The following is a 24,763-nucleotide window of genomic DNA, read 5'->3' as shown; positions in this document are numbered from 1 at the left end:
ACGAATGGCAGATGCATATATTGGTGAAATAAGAGTTTTTGCAGGAAATTTTGCACCGAAAGACTGGGCATTGTGTAACGGTCAATTGATGAGTATTCAGCAAAATACAGCGCTCTTTTCGATATTAGGTGTGCAATATGGAGGAGATGGCAAGACAACCTTTGCGCTACCGAATTTGATGGGGGCTGCTCCAATGAATCAAGGGCAAGGAGCGGGATTAACAGAACGACAGGTTGGTCAAGTCGTTGGTACACCAACTGTGACGCTTTTATCAACACAAATACCTGCACATACACATGCGCCAGCAGCTTTAGAGGGCGCTGGAACATCGGGAAATCCAGAGAATCAATTGTGGTCAGTGGCGGTAACTGGGAGAAGTAAAGTACCAGAACCAATATACGATGCGACAGTAAATGTTGCAATGAACCCACAAGCTTTAGGTTTAACAGGTGGAAATCAGCCGCATAATAATATGCAGCCCTTCTTGGTGATGAATTATATTATTTGTTTATATGGTGAGTTTCCATCTAGAGGGTAAAAAGAATTTTGAGAGGGTGGAACTATGAATCTATCCAAGAATTTAAAAACAAGTAAGAGAAAGAGTAAGATTTTACATGAAAAAATAAGATTTTATTTTCGTATTTTGGTTGTATTGATCTTGATGATTTCTTCAGTGAACTATATGCCTATTAAAGAAGTGCAGGCTGCTGCGAATGGAACTGCCGATGGTACGTATGATTTTGGTGGAGTTGTTGGAATACCTAACAGTGCGGAGATAGGCTTTACAACTTTTTCGGATAAGTTTGCTATTAGTAATGGTTTTGCAGTGGATGGAACACAACTGTATAAAGAAAATGGTGTGCAAGGAGAAGAGGCTCTTCTCATCATTAAATCAAGGTGGGCCAGCATGTGCAAAACATTCACGTTTAAAGATTTAGGAGTAAGTCTTTATTTTCAGACACCTAAAACGAAATTAACTAAATTTTCTTTGGTCATAAAAGACATAAATGGAGATGTACTTGGAACACATGAAATTTCGAATCACGACGGAATAGAAGGACATGGAGTTATCACTCAATTAAGTACGCTTTTGAATAATGGGACACAATTTAATTACACAGGAGTTGCAAACCTAGAAATTAAATATCAATTAGGAACAGACAGTAATAGTAATCTTATAGATTCAAGTAGTTTAAACTTCGAAAACATCACAATTGCCAATGTAAGTACTTGTGATACGCAACCTCCTATAGTATCAAATGGAGTGATTAGTTCTTCAAATATCAGCACAACAGGTGTCACACTAGGATGGACAAAGGCAACAGACAATGTGACAGCACAAGGCGATTTAGAGTATCTTGTCTATCAATCTAGCAGCAATAATATTAATACGGTTAGCAATATCGAAGCAAATGGAACACCATTAGGAAGCGGGTTTACCAAAGATATCGCTACGTTTAATGTAACGGGCTTATCACCTAGTACGACTTATTATTTTAATGTCATTGTTAAAGATGCAATGGGAAACAAAACTGCCTATACAATGCAGTCAGTGACAACAGCTATTCCTGCTAGTGCGCCAACTGTTACGACAAGCACACCAGCATCGAATATAACAACAACAGAGGCAATGGTTGGTGGAAATGTGATAGCGGATGGAGGGGCAGCGATTACAGAGCGTGGAATCGTCTATGCAACGACTACAAATCCGACGACAAGTAATGATAAAAGAACGACAACAGGATCAACAGGTGCCTTTACTGCTAATCTAAGTGGGTTAAGCCCAAATACAACATACCATTACCGAGCTTATGCAACAAACTCTGTAGGTACGAGCTATGGAGATAATCAATCTTTTACGACAGTAGCGCTAAGTAATAATTCTAATTTAAGCAATTTAACTCTTTCGACAGGAGTGCTGACCCCAAGTTTTGCATCAGCGACAGTAGGTTATACAGTAAATGTTGCTACAAATGTAGAAAGTATTCAGGTTACACCAACAGTAGCTGATAGTACTGCAACAGTAACAGTGAATGGTGCAACTGTAACAAGTGGTCAAGCGAGTGGGAGCATTTCTTTAAATGTTGGATCCAATCCCATCACAATACTTGTAACAGCACAAAATAACACAACAAAAACGTATACGATTACAGTGTATAGAGCAGCACCAACGTACACGATTGAAGCCATAGGAAATCAAACCTTTACGGCACTGACAGCAGGTTATCCAAACAACACACAGGAAACAAAGACATTAACAATTACGAATACAGGAACAGGCAGCTTGACGGATGTAGCAGTAGCATTAAGTGGTGCCAATGCGAATGCGTTTGAAATAACACAACCATCATTGGCAAATTTACCAAGTACAGGTAGCACCACGTTTGAAGTGAAGGCAAAGGACGGCTTAGCGACAGGTACCTATACAGCAACAGTGACGGTCAATGCAGCAAGCCTAACATCGGTAACATTTACTGTGACACAGGTTGTCAACCCAGCCCCAACGTATACAATTGATGAGATTAGCAATCAAACGTTCACGGCACTGACAGCGGGTTATACAAGTGGTTCACAAGAAACAAAAACAGTGCCAATTACGAATACAGGAACAGGCAGCTTGTCGGGTATAACAGTAGGGTTAAGTGGCACCAATGCGAGTGATTTTGAAATTACACAGCCAACGTTGACAAGCTTACCAAGTACAGATAGTACCGCCTTTACAGTGAAGGCAAAGGATGGATTAGCGGAAGGTACGTATACGGCAACAGTAACAGTTAATGCGACAAACCTGACAACACCAGTGACGTTTACTGTGACGCAGGTTGTCAATCCAGTGCCAACGTATACAATTGATGCCATTAGTAATCAAACATTCACTGGCTTAACAGAAGGTTATCCAAATGATACACAAGAAATCAAGTCAATGACGATCACCAATACAGGAACAGGCAATTTGACGAATCTAGGTGTAACATTAAGCGGTCCTAATGCAAGTGATTTTGAGATTACGCAACCACTAGTGACAAACTTAGCAAGTGCGAGCAATACCGCATTTACAGTGAAAGCGAAAGATGGCTTAGGGACAGGAACGTATACAGCAACTGTGACCATAACGGCAACGGATCTACTCCCTGTAACATTTACTGTGACACAGGTGATCAACCCAGCCCCAACGTATACAATTGATGCGATTAGCGATCAAACCTTAACTGTACTGACAGCGGGTTATACAAGTGGCACACAAGAAACAAAAGCAGTGCCAATTACGAATACAGGAACAGGCAGTTTGTTGAATCTAGATGTAGCATTAAGCGGTCCTAATGCAAGTGATTTTGAAATTACACAGCCATTAGTGACGAACTTAGCTAGTGCAGGCAACACAACGTTTACCGTGAAAGCGAAGGATGACTTAACAGCAGGAACCTATACAGCAACGGTAACAGTCAATGCAACAAATTTAACACCTGTCACATTTACTGTGACACAGGTGGTGAACCCAGCCCCAACGTATAAAATAAATGCGATTAGTGACCAAACGTTTTCCGTATTGACAGAAGGTTATGCAAGTAACACACAAGAAATGAAGTCAATATCAATCACGAATACGGGAACAGGTATCTTGTCGAATGTAGATGTAGCGTTAAGTGGTAGCAATGCGAGTGATTTTGAAATCACACAACCATTAATGACAAACTTACTAAGTGCAGGTAGTACAACATTTACGGTGAAAGCGAAGGATGATTTAACGGCAGGAACCTATACAGCTACAGTAACCGTAACAGCAACAAATCTAGCACCAGTGACATTTACAGTAACACAGGTGGTCAGCCCAGCGTCAATGTATACGATTGATCCAATTGGCAATCAAATGTTCACGTCATTGACAGCAGGTTATCCAAGCGGCACACAGGAAACAAAGCTATTGACAATTACCAACACAGCAACAGGTGATTTAGCCAATATAGAGGTAGCATTAAGTGGCAGTAACGCGAATGATTTTACAATTACCCAACCGTTAGTGACAAACTTAACAAGTGCGGATAGTACGACATTTACGGTGAAAGCGAAGGATGGATTAGCAGCAGGCACCTATACAGCCACAGTAACAGTAAGTGCGACGAACCTAACACCCATGACATTTACAGTAACGCAGATGATTAACCCCATTTCTGTAACTACTCCTGGCGTGCCAACGAATGTGCGAGCAACAGCAGGGAATGGTTTCGTAACTGTAAGCTTTGATGCTCCAACAAGTAATGGGGGCGATCCGATTACTGGATATACAGTTAAAGTGTATATAAATGGAGTAGAGCAGCCGATGTTAGCAAAAACAGGAACATCAAGTCCTATCGTAGTAAATGGTTTAGCGAACGGAACGGCATATACATTTAAAGTAGTCGCAACGAATGGGGTAGGAAGTAGTGGAGAATCCTTGGTATCAAATATAGTGACGCCAGTAGCTGCTATAGCTCCATATCCGATACCAGGTCCAATCCAAACGCCACCAATAGTTAACCCAAGCACGACAATAACGAAAATCAAAGTGGCATTAGAAGTTGATGGTGTTAACCCACTGGAAACAATAATGGTAGAAATCGAACGCACAAAACATGCCAATGGTGAAATCACCGACTATGTAGCACTATCAGAAGCTGATACGAAGCAAGCGATAGAAAAAGCGAAACAAAGTGGTAATAACATTGTTCGTATTATTATTCCAGATGTCCATGATGAAGTAACTAAAGTAACGGTAGAAATTCCAAAGCAATCTCTACAATTATTACGTGAAAATAGATTATCATTGGAAATTGCTACAGAGAACGGGCGTATCATGACACCTTATAGCTCAATGGAAGGTATTAATGATACTTTCTATTTCAATTTAGTACCAGTGAAAAAAGAAAGTGAACGCCAAATTATTGAGGAGCGTGCACGTACAGAGCGTGTAGTACGTGATGCACTTCAAAGTAATGATGTACATGTAATAGGACGACCGATGGTAATTGAGACGAATATGCCAAGTCGACCTGTACAGCTAACATTGCCATTAAAAGGCGTGGAAATCCCAACAGATACAATTACGCGTGAGGCATTTCTGAAACAACTAGCTATCTTTATTGAACATTCCGATGGGGAGAAAAAAGTGGTCATCCCTGAGGTCGTAACAGTGGCAAAGGGTGCGCTAGGGTTACGCTTTACAGTGGAGAAATTCAGTACATTTACAATTATTCAAGTAGAAACTAAAGAAGAGCAGAATATGTATCATCATGAAGCCTACATTAAAGGTTTCCCAGATGGCACATTTGGGCCAGATAAAAATGTGACACGTGTTCAAGTAGCAACAATGATTGCACGTATTTTAGGCTATACAGGTGAGACGGTAGACACAGCACCATTCAAGGATATTCCAAGCGATCATTATGCAGCGGGCGCTATTGCCTTTGTGAAAGAGCGTGGCATAATGAATGGAGATAATGGCTACTTCCGTGTAGGTGAAAATATGACACGTGCTCAAATGGCAGCTGTTGTTGCGAAGTTTAAGCAACTGCCTATCGCAGAAAATGTTGCACTTACATTTAATGATACGAAAGGCCATTGGGCACAATGGATTATCGAAGCGAATCGCACGGCGGGCATTATCAATGGACGAGAGGATGGTAGTTTCGCACCCAATGAGCCTTTAACACGTGCGCAAGCTGTAGCAATGTTAAACCGTATGTTTGAGCGCGGACCATTACAAGGTATTACAATGCCAAGCTTCCCAGATGTAAAAGCAACACACTGGGCATTTGGTGAAATTGAAGAGGCAGCGAGATCTCACACATATTTTATTGATGAAAATCATCAGGAGATTTTTACAAAATAATCACTAAGTAAAGCAGGCTAAAGATTCAGCGCTTAGCCTGTTTTTACTATGTAATAAAACATATCGTTTCATCTAATCATTTATTAATTCCCCTGACTTGATAAAAGGTTGTTTGGAAACCTATCTTTCCAAGCAACCCTTGGCTCTCTATGTTAGTTACAATTAAATAGCTGTCCAGCCACCATCAATGACTAGCTCTGAGCCTGTCATAAAGCGAGATTCATCAGATGCTAGGAAAACAACACCATAGGCAACATCCTCAGGCTCACCGAAGTATGGCAATTGCGTATATGCTTGATAATAAGGCAATGCGCCACCTTCCTCCATCGTCGGTGCAGTCATCGGTGTGACAATAATGCCTGGATGAACCGAATTCACACGAATTTTATCTTTACCGTACTCAATAGCAGCCGAAGTGCTCCTTTTGCCGCTGTATATGGGCTGGTACCAGCCATGCCAACAATCCCACCGATAGAGGAAATATTGATGATAGAGCCACCACCAGCTTTTTGCATTTCAGGAATGACATATTTCATCCCGATAACACAGCCATTGAGGTTAATATCCATCACTTTATTCCATTCATCCATTTCCATATTGGCAATCGTTTTTGGTGAGGAAACCCCAGCATTGTTCACAAGGATATCTACTTTGCCATACGCTTTCACAGCTTCCGCAATGACTGCTTTCCACTCGTCTTCAGAGGTTACATTATGTTGCAGCCCGATAATATCTCCGCCATTATCTTTAATTTCTTGCATTAAGTTTTTTAATGGCTCGATTTGTACATCTGTGGCGATAACCTTTGCGCCTTCTTGAGCAAATAATTTTGCCTCAGATGCGCCCATCCCCATTGCTGCTCCAGTAATAATTGCTACTTTTCCATTTAAACGACCCATGCTAAAACTCCCTTTTATTATCAATGAATAAATTACGAACATATTAACAACTAGTTGTATTATCGACACTGTGTCGTTAATATAATTATAACCGTCTCTTTAAAAAGAGCAAACGACAGTACGATTGATTACGCTGTATTAGCAACATCTTTTGTTATTATGTTGTTAAAGTGAGAAATTTAATACAAGGAGCTTAGAAATGTCAAAAAAATTGGACCCTCGCGTCATCAGAACGCGCCAACTATTGAGAGATGCACTGGTGGAATTAATTGATGAACAAGGCTATGAGAAGATTACTGTACAGGATATTACACGACGAGCAACCTTGAACCGTGCGACTTTTTATTTACATTATCGCGATAAGCTAGATTTACTTTATCAAAGCTCAGAGGAGATTTTACAGGAGCTAGTAGGCAGTATTCGGCCACCATTTGAAGACAGAGCGAGTTTTGATTTATTGCGAAATTATAATCAGCCACATGAGACATTTATGCATTTGTTTGAGCAGATTGCTATCAATAGTAAGCTTTATAAGGTCTATCTTACAGAAAAGAATATTCCTTATTTTGCAGCAGGCTTAAAAGAAATTATTATAGATTTTGTCTCAAGTGGTATTCATTTTATGGAGCCAAATGATCAAAAGCTAACAGTGCCACGTGATATGGCTATACGCTTTTATGCAGCAGCCTTTCTAGAAATAGTTATCTGGTGGTTGGAAAATGATATGCCTTATACGCCTAAATTTATGGCAACCCAATTAATGCGTATTACAATCAAAGGACCTTATATCGAGAACCCATTTCTCTAATAAGGCACAAGCATGATGTTAAAGAATGCTTTCTTTATTGGGTAAATGCAGTTATAGGGTTTGTTGACCAGCTTCTTTTTCATTTGTTATCATCAATCTATAAATAAGAGAAGAGAAATGATGTGATAAAACATGTCTTATGAAAATAAAATACTACAAATGAAAAAAATGCTAGGGAAAAAGACAACAGCTGAAACGGAGGAGAAGCCTAAATTTATCAAACCTGCACCACCGATTTACAAAACAGCATGGCAGCAGGCTGGCTTAACAGTTATCGACAATGATTTTGGTGTTTTGTTTAAGCGTGAAGTGCGCTATCCATTTGATTACAAGCATGGGCATTATACGCTTGGGGAATTAACGATGGCACTTGAAGCATGGGAAAATGCCAATGTAGAGCACCCATATGCGTTACATACAGACGAACAAATCATTTTTTGGGACACGGAAACAACAGGCTTGAAAGGCACTGGCACTCATATTTTTTTGCTCGGCTTTTTAGAGCAGGATGAGGATGAATTTGTGCTGACTCAATATGTGCTAGCAGATCCAGCGAACGAGGTAGCGATGCTGTTTGAATCAAAGCTTTGGCAGCGAAGTGTAACGCTCGTTTCTTATAATGGTAAAAGCTTTGATTGGCCGCAGCTTGAAACGCGCTGGACATTGAATCGTCAAACCTTACCGTCATTGAAAGAGCAAAAACATATCGATTTATTGCATAGCTCTAAGCGTTTGTGGAAAAATGATTTAGAAAAGATGAAGCTTGTACAGGTTGAGGAGGATAAGCTTGGCTTTAAAAGACAAGGAGATATTCCAGGGCATTTAGCGCCAATTATTTATTTCGATGCAGTGAAGAGCGGGCAAGCTGACACGTTAATGAAAGTGCTCCAGCATAATGAATGGGATTTGTTATCGCTCATCACTCTGTATATTCATCAAACGAAGCTGCTATTTACAAGTGAGCAAGAATCAGCTGTTACCTATACAAATATCGGGAAATGGTATGGCGATTTAAAGCAGCAAGTTGCAAGCGAATATGTATTAACGAATGTAACGGAAAACTACCAACAGAGTGAGACGGCATTAGCTCACTTTTATTTAGCCTTCCAGCATAAGCGTCTCGGTCGCTATACCGATGCTGTTAAAAGCTTTGAGGCGTCAGTAGTAGGCATCTCGCAGCGCCAAAAAATACAAGCCTATGAGCAGCTATCCATGCTGCATGAGCATCAAATAAAAAAATATGAAGCGGCACTTTTTTATGTGGAAAAAGGGCTTCAGCTTATTGAACAAAGCGACTTTTCGACAGAGCAAAAAGAAAAGCACTTAATAAAATGGCAGAAACGTTATGAACGTATTCAAAATAAAAAACAATAGCCGATGATATTCGTATACAACACACTTCATATGCTATAATATAGCTCTAAGGATTGTATAGAAGGGGCGTCCAACAATTGTACGCATGACTTCGCAATAAAAATAGATAATAGAAGCAATATAGTAGGAAGGAGAACGCTATATAGATGAGATGAAGAAGCTTATCTATAGCGAATGATACGAATGATAAAATTAAACTCAAAAATTATTTTAGAAAAAGAATTTAAAAAGAGCATGAAAGGCTACAGCATCGAGCAAGTTGATCAATTTTTAGACCAAATTATGGAGGACTACGATGCGTTTGAAAAGCAGCTAAATGAGCTACGTGCTGAAAATGAGCGCTTAAAGGCAGACTTAGAAAATAGTACACGCAGACAAGCGACTGTCCAAACACCAACGCCAAATACAAATTTCGATATTTTAAAGCGCTTATCCAATTTAGAAAAGCATGTTTTTGGTAGCAAGCTTTCTGAATAAACGATACAGTTGCTTTTCTGACATGTGTCAAGTATAATATAGTTCGACATCAAGAAATTCGAGTAATCGCTGCATCTTATAAGATGTAGAGGAAAGTCCATGCTCACACGGCTCTGAGATGACCGTAGTGTTCGTGCTTACCGAAAAAATAAGGTAAGGCAAGCAGATGCTTGACGGCGAAAGGAATACCTAAGTCTTATGATATGGTAGAAACTTTCTGAAGGTGCCACAGTGACGGAGCTTGCTTGGAAACAAGCAAGGTGGAACGAGGTAAACCCCGCGAGTGAGAAACCCAAATTATGGTAGGGGCACTCTCCAAAAGGAATTGAACGGCTGGAGGGACAGGCAAACGTCTGTAGATAGATGATTACTACCTGAGCGTACGAGGCGATTCGCTGTTTGAGTACACAGGAACAAAACATGGCTTACTGAAGACTATTGATGCATTTTTTTAGTTTTAGCAATAACAGATTGCTATAGCACAACATTTCAAATATTCTACATCATAAGGCATGTACCTTGCGATGCAGATGGAGCTGTCACAATTTTCTCTTGGACGGCTCCTTTTCTTTGACATTAACAATTAAGGGTGAAATAAAAATGGGTAGTGAAAATTTTACTCAAAACATTATTAATATAGAACCCTCTGCCTACGATACGAGCATAGTAAAAGTCATTTTTGAAAATGTAGAGGAAGGGATTATGATTACAAACGACAAAAGGCGAATTGTTGTTGTAAATCCTGCTTTTGAGTTTGTAACAGGTTATTCAAGTAAAGAAGTCATAGGGCATACACCAGGTATTTTACAATCGGGTATGCACGATAGCTCGTTTTATGAAAAAATGTGGGCAAAAATTGAGAAAGATGGCATGTGGCAAGGTGAAATTTGGAATCGTCGAAAAACTGGCGATATTTATCCAGAATGGTTAACGATTATAGCCGTTCAAGGTGCCAATCAGCATATTACGCATTACTGTGGCATATTTACAGATTTATCTGAGCGCAGAAGTGTTGAAAGTGAGCTGAAAAAGCGGACGCTGACCGATTTATTAACAAAAATAAATAATCGCTTTGCTTATTTAGAGCGAATGAAAGCATTGCTTTTTACAAGCTCTACAACAACTACAAAGATGCGACATGCAGTCTATTTTTTAGATATCGACCGATTCAAGCAAGTGAATGATGTATTTGGACAGGCGATTGGTGATAAACTACTGATTGCGGTAGCAAGACGTATCCAAAAGCTATTAAAAAATAAAGATATTTTAGCGCGCTATGGCGATGATGAGTTTGCCATTACATTAACAAACATTGTACATCCACGTGAAGCTGCGAAATTTGCACAGCAAGTGCTGCATGAGCTAGAGCGTCCTTTTTTAATTGATGGACAGGAAATTTTCATTTCAGCGAGCATAGGCATTAGCTTATATCCATTAGATGGTGTGTCGACGGAAGAATTAATACAGCGTGCAGACAAGGCAATGTATTTTTCAAGGCAAACAGGTCCAGGCCATTTCGCCTTTTTTATAGAGGATTTAGAAATTGATGCAAAGCGTGTGCTCCTGTTAGATACAGAGCTCCGCAAAGCGATTGACAATCAGGATTTCCAACTATATTTCCAACCGAAAATTTCTTTGAATACGAAGCAAGTAATCGGTGTAGAAGCATTAGTACGCTGGACAAATGATAAACTAGGTTTTATCTCACCAGCGGAGTTTATTCCTTATGCTGAAGAAACAGGTTTAATTATTCCTCTGAGTGAAATGATTATAGAGATGGCATGTAATGCGTTTCATGTATTACGCGCAAATGGTCATACCAGTGTGCCAATTGCAATCAATATATCAAGCATCCATTTTCAACAGCACAATTTCCTAGAAGCTGTTCAAAAAATATTAGAAAAAAATAACGCTTCAGCACATAATTTTGAAATTGAAGTGACAGAGCGAACGGTTTTGGAAAACTCTTCAGAGGCTGTAAGCAAGTTTGATCGCTTGAAGCAATTAGGCTTTACGCTGTCAATTGATGATTTTGGCACAGGCTATTCGTCATTAAGCTATTTAATACGTTTTCCATTCGATGTGCTGAAAATCGATCGCAGCTTTGTGCAGCATATATGCTCATCAGAGGAGAAGCAAGGAATAGTGGATGCTATTATTCAAATGGCACATCGCCTTAACATGAAAGTAGTGGCAGAGGGCGTTGAAAGTGCACAACAAGCACAATTATTACAAGAAATCGACTGTGATTTCGCACAAGGCTTCCATTATGGCAAGCCGATGCCATTAGGCGAATTGCTACAATTTTTAGCCTATTGGGAGCATATACAGTGAGGAAGGGTAACATATGACAAAATTTCAATTAGTCGCAACAGCAGCTATGGGCTTAGAGGCAATTGTTGCACAGGAAGTACAAGATTTAGGCTATGAAACGCGCGTTGATAACGGCAAAGTGTATTTTGAAGGGGACGAAACGGCAATTGCACGCTGTAATTTATGGCTGCGTGTAGCAGACCGTGTCAAAATCGTCGTAGGACAATTTCCAGCACATACATTTGACCAATTGTTTGAATCGACAAAGGCATTAGATTGGGGCCGCTATTTATCTGTCGACGCGGCATTCCCTGTATCAGGGAAATCGGTAAAATCGAAGCTATTTAGCGTACCAGATTGCCAAGCAATTGTGAAAAAGGCCATTGTGGAGAAAATGAAATCACATTATAAACGTTTAGGCTTTTTAGATGAGTCAGGTGCAACCTTTAAAATTGAAGTATCGATTTTAAAGGATGTTGCAACATTAACGATTGATACATCAGGTGCAGGCTTGCACAAGCGTGGCTATCGTCAAGTGCAAGGGGAAGCGCCTTTAAAGGAAACGCTCGCTGCAGCATTAGTGAAAATTTCAAAATGGAATCCGAATCGTCCGTTCGTTGATTTATTTTGCGGCTCAGGTACGATTCCATTAGAAGCGGCAATGATTGGACAAAATATTGCACCAGGCTATAATCGCGAGTTTATTTCAGAGGAATGGGCTTGGATGAAAGCGAAAATTTGGGATGAAGTGCGCGATGAAGCAGATTCTCTTGCAAATTACGACCAACCATTACAAATTATCGGCTCAGACATCGACCATCGCATGATTAGCATCGCCCAAGAAAATGCGTTAGAGGCAGGCTTTGGTGAGCTATTAACATTTAAACAGATGCAGGCAACAGATTTTACAACACGCCTAACAGATGGTGTTATTATTTCCAACCCGCCATATGGTGAGCGTATCGGTGATATCGAAGCGATTGAAGGTGTCATTAAAACAATTGGGCAAGTGATGAAAAATTATCCAACTTGGTCTGTTTATATGCTTTCTTCAATGGAGAACTTTGAACAATGCTACGGTCGTCAAGCAACGAAAAAGCGTAAGCTATTTAACGGCTTTATTCGCACAGACCTTTATCAATACTGGGGTCAAAAATCAAAGCGTGATTAACATGCAGGGCTGCCAAATGTTTTGGACAGCCCGTTCGTTGTCTACATACTGATATATAGAGGAGAAAATAAAGATGAGACAATCATTACCGTTTGAATTATCAAAAGAGAAATCCTTCTTTGATTCACTTGGCGATTGGATGGGGGACGTTCTCTACGACGAGCTACCTGAAAAGGGCTTTGAATGTCGAGATGAACAAATTTTTATGGCATATCAAATTGAACAGGCATTAAAGGAGAAAAATGTGCTGTTTGCGGAAGCGGGCGTTGGTACAGGAAAAACGATTGCCTACCTGCTACCTGCTGTTTCCTATGCGCGCTATACAGGAAAGCCTGCCTTAATTGCATGTGCTGATGAGACATTAATTGATCAGCTTGTTAAAGAGGGCGGCGATGTGCATAAGCTGCGTGATCATTTAGGCTTAAACATTGATGTGCGCCTTGCAAAATCGCGTGACCAATATTTATGTATTAAACGCTTTGAGGAGGCAGACCGTCAGCTAGAGGCAGATTGGATTGAGGATATTGCCGATTCGATGCCGGATGGCGTTTATGCACATGGCTCGATGATTGCGCTACAGCCATATGGTGAGCGCAGCGATTATCCAATGATTAGCGACGATGAGTGGCAAATGGTCAACTATAATGCATTAATGCAGTGTGCGGTATGTGATGTGCGCAACCGCTGTGGTCAAACATTGCATCGTGCCTATTACCGTAAGTCAACCGATTTAATTATTTGCTCGCAGGATTTTTTAATGGAGCATTTAGCAACAAAGGAATCGCGTGAGCGCGAAGGGCAGCTACCACTTTTACCAGAAGTATCGATGATTGTACTAGATGAAGGGCATTTATTAGAATATGCGGCACAAAAGGCGATGACCTATAAAGTACAGGCACATACAATTGTCAATTTATTAGAACGTTTAATGGTCGATGGTGTGCGTGAGCGTACATTATATGCGATGGAGCGCTTACAGGATGACCATGAGCTCTTTTTTGACCAGCTGCGTGAAGATTTAGTAGCTTCAGAGGCAGACCGTAAACGTATTGAAAAATCAGCGCGCTTATTAGCACTTGGCAAGCGCTTAATTGCTGATGTAGAGCAGTTATTAGAGGAGTTTGTTTTTGAATCGGAGCTTTATATGATTCCAGAATACGAGCTCAATATGGCAGAGGAATTTTTAGAGCATTATGTAGCGTCTTTGCGTATTTTTGTTGCACAAGGTGATGCGGTTGATTGGCTGGAGGAGGCAGATGGTGAGGAAACACTTGTGATTATGCCTCGCTTAATTACAGAAGTATTAGAGGAAACACTGTTTGCTAAAAAAACACCTATCGTCTTTTCATCTGCTACACTATCAGTGAAAAAGGACTTTTCTTATATTGCTTCAAGCCTAGGTATTGATCAATATCAATCCTTCAGTGTGCCATCACCATTCGATTATGAGGATGTCATGAAAATTTATGTGCATGAGCTCACGCAGCAAAATAAGGCTGCAAAAGTAGAGGAATTGCTACGCGATGGTGAAAAAACGTTAATTTTATTTAAATCGAAACAGGCAATGAATGCATTTAAATCACAGCTGAGCATGATGGCACGTTTAACAGTAGCATTTGAAGGGGACCGTGAGCTATCAGCAATCGTCCGAGATTTCCAAGATGGCACAGTACAAACATTTTGCTCCTATCATTTATGGGAAGGGCTTGATTTACCAGAGGAAGCATTGACACGCGTCATTATTTTTGATTTACCATTCCCACCGCATGATCCTTTATTTGATGCGAAACGCTCATTTGCACAAGATGCCTTTAAGGAAGTAGAGCTACCATTTATGCTACTGCGCTTACAGCAGGGCATGGGGCGCTTAATTCGTACATCAAATGATTACGGCGATATTCATATTCTTGTTAATGAAGAAGAGAGCTCAATGCGCCAATATTTTGAGGATATTTTAGCGGTTGAGCCGATTATTAAGTAATTCGCAGATAACTTCGCAAAAATCGCAGATATTTAAGCGGAATTCGCAGATATATCTCGTAAAAACGCAGATAAATTAGTAGTTTTTTAGAAAATGGCTGTCATATTGTTCTGGCAGCCATTTTGCTATTTTTTCGGTCATTCGTTACAATGAAATAGGGGTGAAGCCATGTATTTGCAGACGGTACGTTATTTGCAGGAGCAAGTGTCAGCTAAGGAACAATATCCATTTAATATTTCAGCATTCGAGCATTTTGAGGAGCTTCATTTGCCAACGAATGTGACATTTTTTGTCGGGGAAAATGGCTCAGGTAAATCGACATTGCTTGAGGCAATCGCTTATGAATGTGGCTTTCATACAGCAGGTGGCAGTCGCAATCATTTATATGATGTACATGAGTCACATTCTGCTCTCGGGGAATATATACGCTTAATTTGGTCGCGTAAAGTGACACGCGGCTTTTTCTTACGTGCTGAAACATTTTATCAATTTGCGAGCCATCTCGATTTAATGTTTGACCCATCTGGAAAGAAATATGATGCCTATGGTGGAAAATCATTGCATGAGCAATCGCACGGTGAATCCTTTTTATCATTGTTTCAAAATGCCTTTGGCCACAGAGCAATCTACTTATTGGATGAGCCAGAAGCAGCACTTTCTCCGACGCGGCAGCTGAGCTTAATGCGTATTATTAAGGAGCTAGAGCATGATGCCCAATTTATTATTGCGACACATTCACCGATTTTGCTCGGCTACCCAAATGCAACGATTTATGATTTTGACGAGCAAATAAGTAAAGTTCGTTATGAGGATACATTGCATTATATTTTAACGAAGCGCTTTTTAGATGCAAAAGATAAAGTGTTAAATGAACTATTTTTAGATTTGTAAAAGAGGTGACAAAATGACAGGATATTTATATGAAATTCGAATTCATGAGCAACAAAAAGGAGCTAACATGAGTTATAGTATAACCTTCCATGGTGAAAAAAGATTGCTGCAAAAAATGATTGAGCTGGCGGAAAAGGATCTTGCTTTTTTAGTTTATAAAGAGGCAACTAAATGGGCGCAGCTCCTCTTCCGTCGAGAGTATGTATTTTCAATACAGGATGTGCCAGCAGCAAATAGCTCAATGCCGCATTGGAGTCTAGCCAATATATTAAAAGGGCAGGAAGTTGTAGAATTGCCTGATCGCTTACATACGGAGCATACAGCAAAGGCTTTACAGGAGGAGCTAATGGGCTTTGCTGCTAAAACAGCCTCAAGGCAGGGCAATTTATTCAGAGAATAGGGGAATAGGATGCAAGCGATTATTCATGGAATCATTTTAGCTTTTGGACTAATTTTGCCATTAGGCGTGCAAAATGTTTTTGTTTTTTCCCAAGGAGCGATGCAACCATCAAGATTGCGCGCTTTGCCAGCTGTGTTGACAGCAGCATTATGTGATACGCTACTCATTTTACTGGCTGTGCTTGGTTTGTCAGTGATTGTTACTCAATTTGAATGGCTACGACTGGCTTTAATTATTGGCGGCATTTTATTTTTAATTTATATGGGCAAGGTGTTGTGGACAGCGAAGGTAGAAAGAGCACAGCAAGGGGAAGCACTGCCCGCAAAAAAACAAATACTATTCGCTTTATCTGTGTCGCTCTTAAATCCACATGCAATTTTAGATACAGTTGGTGTCATTGGCACGAGCGCATTAAATTATATTGGCACAGATAAAACGCTATTTACGATTACATGTATAATCGTGTCATGGCTATGGTTTGTTAGCTTAATGTTTGCTGGCTCAATGCTGAAAAAAATAGATAGCTCAGGCAAGGTGATGTACATATTTAATAAATGCTCGGCTGTTTTTATTTGGGGAACGGCGTTATACTTATTAATAGGTTTATTTTGATGCTAGATATTTATCTTATAAGGAGAGGGATATATGGGACGCGAATTAGAGCTATATGAACAGCCATTAGAGCAAGTGATTTATACATCTTCGCCAGTTGTAGAAGGATTAGCTATTGTGTGTGCTATGACAACAGGAAAAGAAAACTATTTGACAGCAGAGCTCCCTTATTTTCAACAGCTCTTTCCCAATCACTATGTCATCAAGCAGTTTCAGCAATTTCAAAATGAGATGGTCTACGATCTATTTAATCTGTTAATTCCGATACCACATTTAGCCTCAGTAGAGCAATTTGTTGAAAAGCTTCTACATATGAAGAACGATTCTTTTCTATATTATTTGTGGGGTGAAGAAGTAGAAATTGAGACCATTCAGCAATTACTACAAGAGCCTGCTAGCATTTTTAATGTAGAGGATACTTATTATTGGCAAACAGCAGAAGAGCGACAATTATATGTTGAATGGTTGTCACAGCTATCCACTTTTAAAGAAGCATTTGCAGAGCTTTTACTAGATATTGCACAAGCTCCTGTATTTCAAACGTTGTTGACAAACAAGGCACCACTTGTGCAAGCGTCGATTAAATCGCTACAGCAGCTATCTTTAGAGCCACTTGCGCTAGCACAGTATGTTATGGGGAAAACATTTCGACGTGTAAGCTTATATAAAATCTATTATTTTATTCCAAGCTATAGCCTATCACCTGTGAGAATACGCATTTTTAATGATTCAGTATGCTATATACTTTATGGCTGTGCCAATCCACTATCAGATGAGCGTGAAAAAAGTGAACAATTAGCCCAACAGCTTAAGGCAATTGCAGACCCAAACCGTCTTTTAATACTGCGCATGCTGACGACGAAAAAGGAATATGGAGCTAAGCTAGCAGAGTATTTAGGTATAACAACAGCGACAGTATCGCACCATTTAGATATTTTGAAAAAAGCAAAGCTTGTCACAGAAGAAAAGATTGGTACAAGTAAATATTTCGCAGTTAACACAACTGAGGTAACGAATATGTTGATGTCCTTACAGCGCTTTGCAAAAGCTTAATCCATTGTGATTAAGCTTTTTTTAGTTGCTTATTTTGTATTTTATAATATAATCGTATTATTAGATATATATCTAATAATAAAAAGGCGGTGTAATGATGACGAATTATTTAATTGATGTCCAACATGTAAAACGTACATATGAGGTGCAGAGTAGGCGATGGAAAAGGCAGCGACAGAAAGTGGATGCTGTAAAGGATGTATCCTTTTGCGTAAAAGAAGGGGAAATATTTGGCTTGCTTGGACCAAATGGGGCGGGCAAAACAACAATGATTAAAATGCTTACGACGATGCTAATTCCAACAAGTGGAACTATTTCTATTCTTGGACTTGATCCAGTAAAACAGTATAGGGAGCTGCGTCCGCAAATTAACTTTATTTTAGGAGGTGAACGCAATTTATATTGGCGCTTATCCGCCTATGATAATTTAGCGTATTTTGCAGATTTATATAAAATTCCTCGTGCTGTTCAACAAAAGCGAATTCCTCAATTACTACAGCTTGTTGGTTTAGAGGATGCAGCACAGCGTCGGGTTGAAACCTTTTCAAAGGGGATGAAGCAGCGTTTACAAATTGCCAGAGGGTTAATTAATCAACCGAAAATTTTATTTTTAGATGAGCCTTCCATTGGTCTTGATCCTGTAAGTGCAAGAAAGTTACGTGACATTTTACGTGAGCTAAATAAACAGGGCACGACAATTATTTTAACGACACACTATATGTATGAGGCGGATGAGCTATGTGACCGAATTGCCTTCATTAATAAAGGGCAACTAGTAACGATTGACACACCACAGCAGCTAAAGCAAAAAATGAGTGATATCACAGTTATTACTTGTACGGTGAAAAATTGTACAGAGCAACAGCTAAATGATTACTTACCATGTGAGTATTTGCAGCATATAGCTATTGATGTAAAAGATCAGGGGCTAGTTGTTCATATGCATACTAATAAGCCACAGCAGCTTGTACCAAATCTTTATCGAATACCACAAATTCATATACAGGATATGACAATGGCACAGCCATCACTAGAGGATGTTTATGTAGCAATGATTGGGGGGCTATAAAATGACAAGTAATTGGCACGCATTTTGGTCAAGTGTGATACTGCAAATGAAGCTATCGATGGCACGACCAATGTTTCAATTTGTCATTTGGATTTCACCATTGTTTTATGCAACAATTACATACTTTATTTACGGTGGGCAATCACCAGAGCAAATTCGCCAATATGTGGTGCTTGGCTCGGGCTTTATGGCATTGTGGACGTCCATTGTTTATTCATCAGCTAGCGATATTCATCGTGAACGAATGTATGGTACGCTGGAAAATATTTTTGTTGCACCAGCAGCCTTTTCATTAATTTTAGCTGGAAAGATAGCTGGTAATACGTTATGGGGCTTTTTTTCAATGGTTCTATCCTTTAGCTACTTAACCTTGCTATTTCAAATAAGCATTCCGATAGATCAGCCCTTGCTCTTCATATTGGCACTATTTACAGTAGCTGTAGCTATTTTCGTCTTTGCCTTTGTCATGGCATTGCTGTTTACATTATCCCGTCAAGCAGAGGCATTAATGAATTTTATTGAATATCCAATCTTTTTGCTATGTGGATTTTTGTTTCCTATTGCGATTTTACCGATATGGCTACAGCCGTTTTCGATGCTCTTACCCCCCACGTGGGCGATTGAATTATTGCGGGCATTGCTGGTTGGTCAAGGAATGGGGAACGCCTTTTTAGCGTTAGGTGTGATAACAGCCATATATAGCGTAATCGCTTATATATGCTATCAAGCAGTACAGCAAAAAGCGCGTAAAGATGGAAAATTGGGGGTGTATTAATTGGCAGCACTTATAAGATTTATGCGACATGCTAGGCTTTCCTATAAAGCGATGTTTAGTATGCTACAGCTGAAAGTATATGTTTTAGTAATGGTATTAAGCCCATTAAGTCAGCTATTATTTTTTAGTATGCTTGTTCGTTATATTTATCAGGGGGAGGGTTTGAGTGGCTATATTGCAGCAAATGCTTTATTGCTTTGTGTGATGAATTCGGTATTTGGTATGATGACAGTCATTATGTCTGACCGAGGAATGGGCACATTGCCGCTTGTTATCGTAACACCTGCTAATAAAGGGCTGTTATTTTTAGCACGTTCAGTTCCGCATATTATGAATGGCATTGTGACAGCGTGCTTAGGTCTATTATTTGGAGTACTGGTATTTCAAATTACACTATCCTTCAGCACTTTTTTATTGTTAGTTTGCATATGGCTTGTTTCTATCTTTGCTGCCTGTGGCCTCGGCTTAATTTTAGCCTCTTGTAGTCTTTGGACACCCTCTATGCATCTGTTAGCAAATTTATTAGCAAGTACCTTACTGCTATTAAGTGGAGCCAATTATTCACTGCAAGTCATGCCTGACTGGCTACGTTTTATAGCACAAGCCTTGCCACTGACAAGAGGTGTGGAATTGACAAAAGCAATTGTCGGTGGTAGGGATGTATCACAATTTGCGATATTACTAGCAGAGGAATTTCTGTTAGGGTGTGTATTTTTTTTAATTGGCATTGTCGCAATGCGCTATGCTGAAATGATTGCACGTCGAAAAGGAACGATGGAGCTAAGTTAAAAGTAGAAAGGGGAGGTTATAAATGGATGAAAAATGCTTTATTTGTGCTAAGCATCAAGGGGAAATTAAAACATCTGGAATCACGATTTATGAGGATGATTATGTATATGTAGGACATATTGATAGCAATGACCCATTAAAATATATTGGTCATTTAATGATTGATTTAAAGCGACATGTCCCAACACTTGGAGATATGACAATGGAGGAGGCAAGCACGTTTGGCATGGTGATGGCAAAGGTGAGTACGGCTTTAATGGCATCAGAGAGGATTGAGCATGTTTATGCACTGGTTTCAGGCAATTCAGTGCCGCATTTACATATGCATTTAGTGGCACGCTACATCAATACGCCGAAAAAGCATTGGGGACCAATGGCAGTGTATGATTGGGCAGACGCTCCTAGAGGGGATGAAAATGAAGTGATGGAGTTTTGCCATCGGATCAAAAAATATTTGGAGGCTCACTAGGATGAGAGATGGCGTAAATGAATTTAGTTGGTGTGGCGACCAGGAGAATTTTGTAGATATAATAAATATTCATCATATTGACTCTATTCGTATTGGGCGATTTGGTGGAAATGCTTATGCAGGACAATACAAAAATGAAGATGGCTGTTTAGTTTGGGTAGATGAAGAAAATGAGTGGGAGTTTGCAGTGATTTTAGATGCACACAATTCAACTGAGAGTATTCATGTAATTTAGTGGAAAATTTCTTTGTAGTTTTAAGAAAATGGCTAGAGCTCTAAAACAAAAAAATCGTAATTTTCTGTTTATACAATAAAGATCGATTTGTACCAAATACTATGGTATGAATCTTTTTTTTATGCTGAAAGAGAAGCAAAATAACACTTTCATATCAAAGAAGCAAGATGATTCTAGTCATATAGAACTGATTTGTTCGTTTGGAATCATTATTAATTAATTTATATTCCATTCTTTCGTTTTTTATGGGAAAATTATGAGTAGAATTGCAAGAAATTTATACTACGTAATACCTTTGATATAGAGTAAAGACTAGTAATAAATAACGAAGAGGGATTTGCAATTTAACAGAGATTATGAGGAGGAATGAAAATGAGTATAGGAAAAAAGATGAATATGTTTTTTCTTTTATTTATTATTTTACTAACCGTTTCCATTGTCAGTACTTTTACTAACTTATACACGATTGAAAAGCGAACGGATGAAGCAATGGATTCACGTTTAGAGCAACTGCTATTAATAAAGGAGATTCGCTTAGGGGTGTCTGCACAGGAAAGATATATTAATTCGCTAATTTTAAGCCCAACATTATCAAAAAACAAACAGGAGCTATTGGCGACTTCTACAAAGTTAAATGAAGATATCACGACATTACAAGGCTATTTAAACTCTAAACAAATGAAAGATTTATGGGAGCAATTAAGCGTATCAAACCAACATTTCAATGAAGAGCTACCTAGCATTATTGAAGCTGCTGAAAGTAAGGATATGGCAAGAGCAACAATGCTATTTAATACAGCTATATCAAAAATCAATGAAGAAACATTCCGCGTTACAACGGATATGCAAACATATCAAATGCAGCAAATGGATGAAATTCAAGACTCTACATATAGCGCTATTAACGTAGCGAGAATCGTTTCTATTCTTGTATTAGTCATTAGTATTGTTATTACAATAGGGTTAGTGATTTATGTGCGTCGTACAATTACAAGCCCATTACGCTCAATTATGAGCAGTGCCACAGTAATTGGTGATGGGGATTTATCAGGTGCAGATATTGCCATTAACACAAAGGATGAGCTAGGGCAATTAGGTGGGATTTTCAATACAATGAAAAGCAATATTCGCAATTTGATTACGCAAATTCAATCAAATGCGGAGCAGCTTGGTGCATCAGCTCAGCAACTCTCTGCTAGTGCAGAGGAAATGACAGCAACGACAGAGGATGTAACAAGACAGGCAGCGGATACAGCAGAGACTTCACAAATTGCAACAGGCGCGGCAAATGAAAGCGCTATTGCAATGGAAGAAACAGCACAAGGTATTCAGCGTATTGCAGAAGCTTCTCAAACATTGCATACGTCATCATTAAATGCAAGCGAAGTGGCAACAAATGGCACGCAAATTATTACGAATGCAAGACAGCAAATGAACGAGATTAATGGAGCAGCCTTAACAGTTAATGAGCTTGTCCAAAAATTAGCGCTACAAACAGAAGAAATCGGTAATATGACACAAGTGATTACAGCGATAACAGAGCAAACGAACTTGTTAGCGTTGAATGCAGCAATTGAAGCAGCACGTGCAGGTGAGCATGGGAAAGGCTTTGCGGTCGTGGCTGATGAAGTACGAACATTAGCGGAGGAGTCGAAGGCGTCTGCCAATAGCATTGCTACATTAACAACGGAAATTAGACAGGATACAAAAAATGTGGAGCAAGCAATGGAAAGCGCACTTGGCTCGGTGCAAGAAGGGGTAGTCGTGATTTCACAAGCAGGAGAATCATTCGATACAATCGTTGAGGCAGTGAATGAGATGACTTACCAAATCCAAGATGTTTCAGCAACAGCGGAGCAACTGTCAGCAAGCGCTGAACAAGTATCTGCCTCTGTTAATGAAATCGCCTCAGGTACAAGAAATATTTCAGAAAATATTGATACAGTAGCTGCTGCGATGGAGGAACAATCTGCTACAATGAACGAGGTCACAAATGTTGCGACAACATTAAGTGAAAATGCTCAAGAGCTACAAATAGAAATACAGAAATTTAAAGTTTAATCATTTAAATGAAGGTGGAGCATAGAAAATAATTTTTCTATGTTCCACCTTATTTTGTTGCTAGATAAGTAATTGTCTAGGAATTGCCCAATAGACCTATAGAAGAATAAAATAGAATGACAAAGCAACTAGTTCGACAAATGATTAAATGTGATTTATACTATGTTAGGTTAAAATACGATAGCGACATATATTCTAAAAAGGTGAATTTACTAGATGAAATCATATAAGTAAAATATTTCAATATAATGATAATAGATTCACAGCATTTTTAGTAGAAACAATATGATGAGCAAAAAGGAGAGCAAGTATGATAGTCGTAGATAAAAAGAAATACAAAATGGCCATTGAGCAAAATATGAAAGAAGTGCATGTAAGGGTAAATGGGCTGATTCGTGAAGAAGATGCGGAGGCGTATATGGTTGACTTACAAGAAACAATCAGTACAATACCAAAACAGCAATATACATTTGTCATTGATGCTATTTATCAAACACCTACCCCTTCCAAAGTTGTACCACAAATGGAGGGCGCCATGCTATTCTATGCCTCATTAGGCTTTAAAGACATAATTGTTGTAAAGCCCGCATCGAAAATTGCACAAGTCCAAATAAGAAACGTACTTGAGAGAATTGAATTTCCAGGAACGTTTGTCGATAGTTTAAAACGTACAAGCGTATTTTAACCTGATTCAGTAACTCAGCAGTAAGGATAAATGAAGCGTCAAATATAGAAGTTCTCACTTCTATAATCGGCGTACTTGATTAATTTGAAGGGATGTCAACAAGTGAGCACAGCATTGAATTTTTACACATATGAAATTATTACAAAAGAGAAGCCAGATTTAATCCAACAAGCGGCTGAATGCTTAGCACGTACATTTATCGGAATAGATGTTGCAGGCAAATGGATCCAGGAGCCAATTGTAGGGCAATTAAGTCTGGAGTATGAAGATTTTTGTACATTTACAAGTGAGTATTTACATTCTACAGTAGAGCAAGGCTATTGTGCGGTTGCCTTAAATGGGGATGGGCGTGTGGTAGGTGTACTTGCTGGCGATGTGAATGCACCAGAGGTGGCAGAGGAAGATTTATTTGAAGGACCTCTAGCTGATATGAACGTTGTGATGCATGTTTTAAATGATGTAACAGGGCGTTTTATTGCTGACTATGAAAAGCGTAAAGGAAAAGAAATTCAAGATGGGCAAATATTACATTTGTTTATGTTAGGCGTAATGGCGGAGCATAACCGACAAGAGATTGTGCAGCAATTAGCTGAACAGCTCTTTACAAAGGCTGCACTGCAAGGAGTAGAGCTTGTGATTGGTGAAGCTACAAACCCTAAATCGATGCGTCTTTTGGAAAAGTTTTTCAATATGACTAAATATGTGGATAAAGAAGGCAATACCATTTGCCATCCATATCAGCAAAACGAGAGATTGCAAGGAATTCCTTCAGAAATCGCTGATGGTACATATATTATTGCAAGAGAACTTTAATCATTTCAATTAGGGAGATAAT

General features: G+C 39.3%; 20 protein-coding genes, 1 other RNA gene and 1 pseudogene. 21 read left to right on the top strand and 1 reads right to left on the bottom strand.

The genetic code is table 11. The features are described from left to right. Positions 1-4: 4 nt before the first annotated feature. Both M3Z76_RS02455 and M3Z76_RS02450 read left to right on the top strand, forming a co-directional pair. Positions 5-538 (top strand): phage tail protein, encoded by a 534-nt coding sequence (locus M3Z76_RS02455; protein ID WP_293920598.1) that lies wholly within the window; start codon positions 5-7, stop codon positions 536-538. A 123-nt stretch (positions 539-661) separates the two neighbouring features. After that, a complete protein-coding gene (locus tag M3Z76_RS02450) occupies positions 662-5,866 on the top strand; it encodes an S-layer homology domain-containing protein (protein ID WP_293920782.1) in 5,205 nt (1,734 codons plus the stop codon). Positions 5,867-6,028: 162 nt separating this feature from the next. Here the strand turns inward: M3Z76_RS02450 and M3Z76_RS02445 are convergent. Continuing rightward, positions 6,029-6,765, bottom strand: a pseudogene (locus M3Z76_RS02445) (glucose 1-dehydrogenase). 199 nt (positions 6,766-6,964) lie between these two features. Here M3Z76_RS02445 and M3Z76_RS02440 point away from each other — a divergent pair. From M3Z76_RS02440 to M3Z76_RS02350, 19 genes are all read left to right on the top strand, one after another. Continuing rightward, positions 6,965-7,573 carry a TetR/AcrR family transcriptional regulator gene (locus tag M3Z76_RS02440; protein ID WP_293920596.1) on the top strand — a complete coding sequence of 203 codons (609 nt, stop codon included), beginning with the start codon at positions 6,965-6,967 and terminating at the stop codon, positions 7,571-7,573. A 132-nt stretch (positions 7,574-7,705) separates the two neighbouring features. Further along, positions 7,706-8,947, top strand: a complete 1,242-nt coding sequence (locus M3Z76_RS02435) for a ribonuclease H-like domain-containing protein (protein WP_293920594.1) — start codon at positions 7,706-7,708, stop codon at positions 8,945-8,947. Between the two features lie 183 nt (positions 8,948-9,130). Next, positions 9,131-9,424: a cell division regulator GpsB gene (gpsB, locus tag M3Z76_RS02430; RefSeq protein WP_295655762.1), complete on the top strand. Its 294-nt coding sequence runs from the start codon at positions 9,131-9,133 to the stop codon at positions 9,422-9,424. Between the two features lie 54 nt (positions 9,425-9,478). Continuing rightward, positions 9,479-9,857, top strand: an RNA gene (gene rnpB / locus M3Z76_RS02425) — RNase P RNA component class B. 167 nt (positions 9,858-10,024) lie between these two features. Beyond that, positions 10,025-11,758, top strand: a complete 1,734-nt coding sequence (locus M3Z76_RS02420) for a putative bifunctional diguanylate cyclase/phosphodiesterase (RefSeq protein ID WP_293920591.1) — start codon at positions 10,025-10,027, stop codon at positions 11,756-11,758. 13 nt (positions 11,759-11,771) lie between these two features. After that, on the top strand, positions 11,772-12,908 hold the full coding sequence (locus M3Z76_RS02415; protein ID WP_293920589.1) for a THUMP domain-containing class I SAM-dependent RNA methyltransferase: 1,137 nt from the start codon (positions 11,772-11,774) through the stop codon (positions 12,906-12,908). Positions 12,909-12,981: 73 nt separating this feature from the next. Continuing rightward, on the top strand, positions 12,982-14,889 hold the full coding sequence (locus M3Z76_RS02410) for an ATP-dependent DNA helicase (RefSeq protein ID WP_293920587.1): 1,908 nt from the start codon (positions 12,982-12,984) through the stop codon (positions 14,887-14,889). Positions 14,890-15,057: 168 nt separating this feature from the next. Next, on the top strand, positions 15,058-15,780 hold the full coding sequence (locus tag M3Z76_RS02405) for an AAA family ATPase (protein WP_293920585.1): 723 nt from the start codon (positions 15,058-15,060) through the stop codon (positions 15,778-15,780). Positions 15,781-15,793: 13 nt separating this feature from the next. Beyond that, positions 15,794-16,180 carry a hypothetical protein gene (locus M3Z76_RS02400; RefSeq protein WP_293920583.1) on the top strand — a complete coding sequence of 129 codons (387 nt, stop codon included), beginning with the start codon at positions 15,794-15,796 and terminating at the stop codon, positions 16,178-16,180. Positions 16,181-16,189: 9 nt separating this feature from the next. Continuing rightward, positions 16,190-16,792 carry a LysE/ArgO family amino acid transporter gene (locus tag M3Z76_RS02395; RefSeq protein WP_293920582.1) on the top strand — a complete coding sequence of 201 codons (603 nt, stop codon included), beginning with the start codon at positions 16,190-16,192 and terminating at the stop codon, positions 16,790-16,792. Between the two features lie 33 nt (positions 16,793-16,825). Beyond that, on the top strand, positions 16,826-17,845 hold the full coding sequence (locus M3Z76_RS02390; RefSeq protein ID WP_293920580.1) for an ArsR/SmtB family transcription factor: 1,020 nt from the start codon (positions 16,826-16,828) through the stop codon (positions 17,843-17,845). A gap of 94 nt (positions 17,846-17,939) precedes the next feature. Continuing rightward, positions 17,940-18,914, top strand: a complete 975-nt coding sequence (locus M3Z76_RS02385) for an ABC transporter ATP-binding protein (RefSeq protein ID WP_293920579.1) — start codon at positions 17,940-17,942, stop codon at positions 18,912-18,914. A 1-nt stretch (position 18,915) separates the two neighbouring features. After that, positions 18,916-19,689 carry an ABC transporter permease gene (locus tag M3Z76_RS02380; protein WP_293920578.1) on the top strand — a complete coding sequence of 258 codons (774 nt, stop codon included), beginning with the start codon at positions 18,916-18,918 and terminating at the stop codon, positions 19,687-19,689. After that, positions 19,690-20,478: an ABC transporter permease gene (locus M3Z76_RS02375; RefSeq protein ID WP_293920576.1), complete on the top strand. Its 789-nt coding sequence runs from the start codon at positions 19,690-19,692 to the stop codon at positions 20,476-20,478. A 22-nt stretch (positions 20,479-20,500) separates the two neighbouring features. Beyond that, entirely contained in the window at positions 20,501-20,947 is a 447-nt protein-coding gene (locus M3Z76_RS02370) for an HIT family protein (protein WP_293920575.1), read from the top strand. Between the two features lies 1 nt (position 20,948). Further along, positions 20,949-21,182: a hypothetical protein gene (locus M3Z76_RS02365; RefSeq protein ID WP_293920574.1), complete on the top strand. Its 234-nt coding sequence runs from the start codon at positions 20,949-20,951 to the stop codon at positions 21,180-21,182. Between the two features lie 372 nt (positions 21,183-21,554). Then, positions 21,555-23,243, top strand: a complete 1,689-nt coding sequence (locus M3Z76_RS02360; protein WP_293920572.1) for a methyl-accepting chemotaxis protein — start codon at positions 21,555-21,557, stop codon at positions 23,241-23,243. 310 nt (positions 23,244-23,553) lie between these two features. Next, on the top strand, positions 23,554-23,928 hold the full coding sequence (locus M3Z76_RS02355; protein ID WP_293920571.1) for a hypothetical protein: 375 nt from the start codon (positions 23,554-23,556) through the stop codon (positions 23,926-23,928). Between the two features lie 102 nt (positions 23,929-24,030). Beyond that, the gene (locus M3Z76_RS02350) at positions 24,031-24,741 is read left to right on the top strand and encodes a hypothetical protein (RefSeq protein WP_293920570.1); all 711 of its coding nucleotides are present in this window, start codon (positions 24,031-24,033) and stop codon (positions 24,739-24,741) included. Positions 24,742-24,763: the final 22 nt, after the last annotated feature.

It is taken from the genome of Metasolibacillus sp. (genome assembly GCF_025291715.1).
Classification (GTDB): Bacteria; Bacillota; Bacilli; order Bacillales_A; family Planococcaceae; genus Metasolibacillus; species Metasolibacillus louembei.
This window is presented reverse-complemented; position numbering and strand designations above follow the sequence as displayed.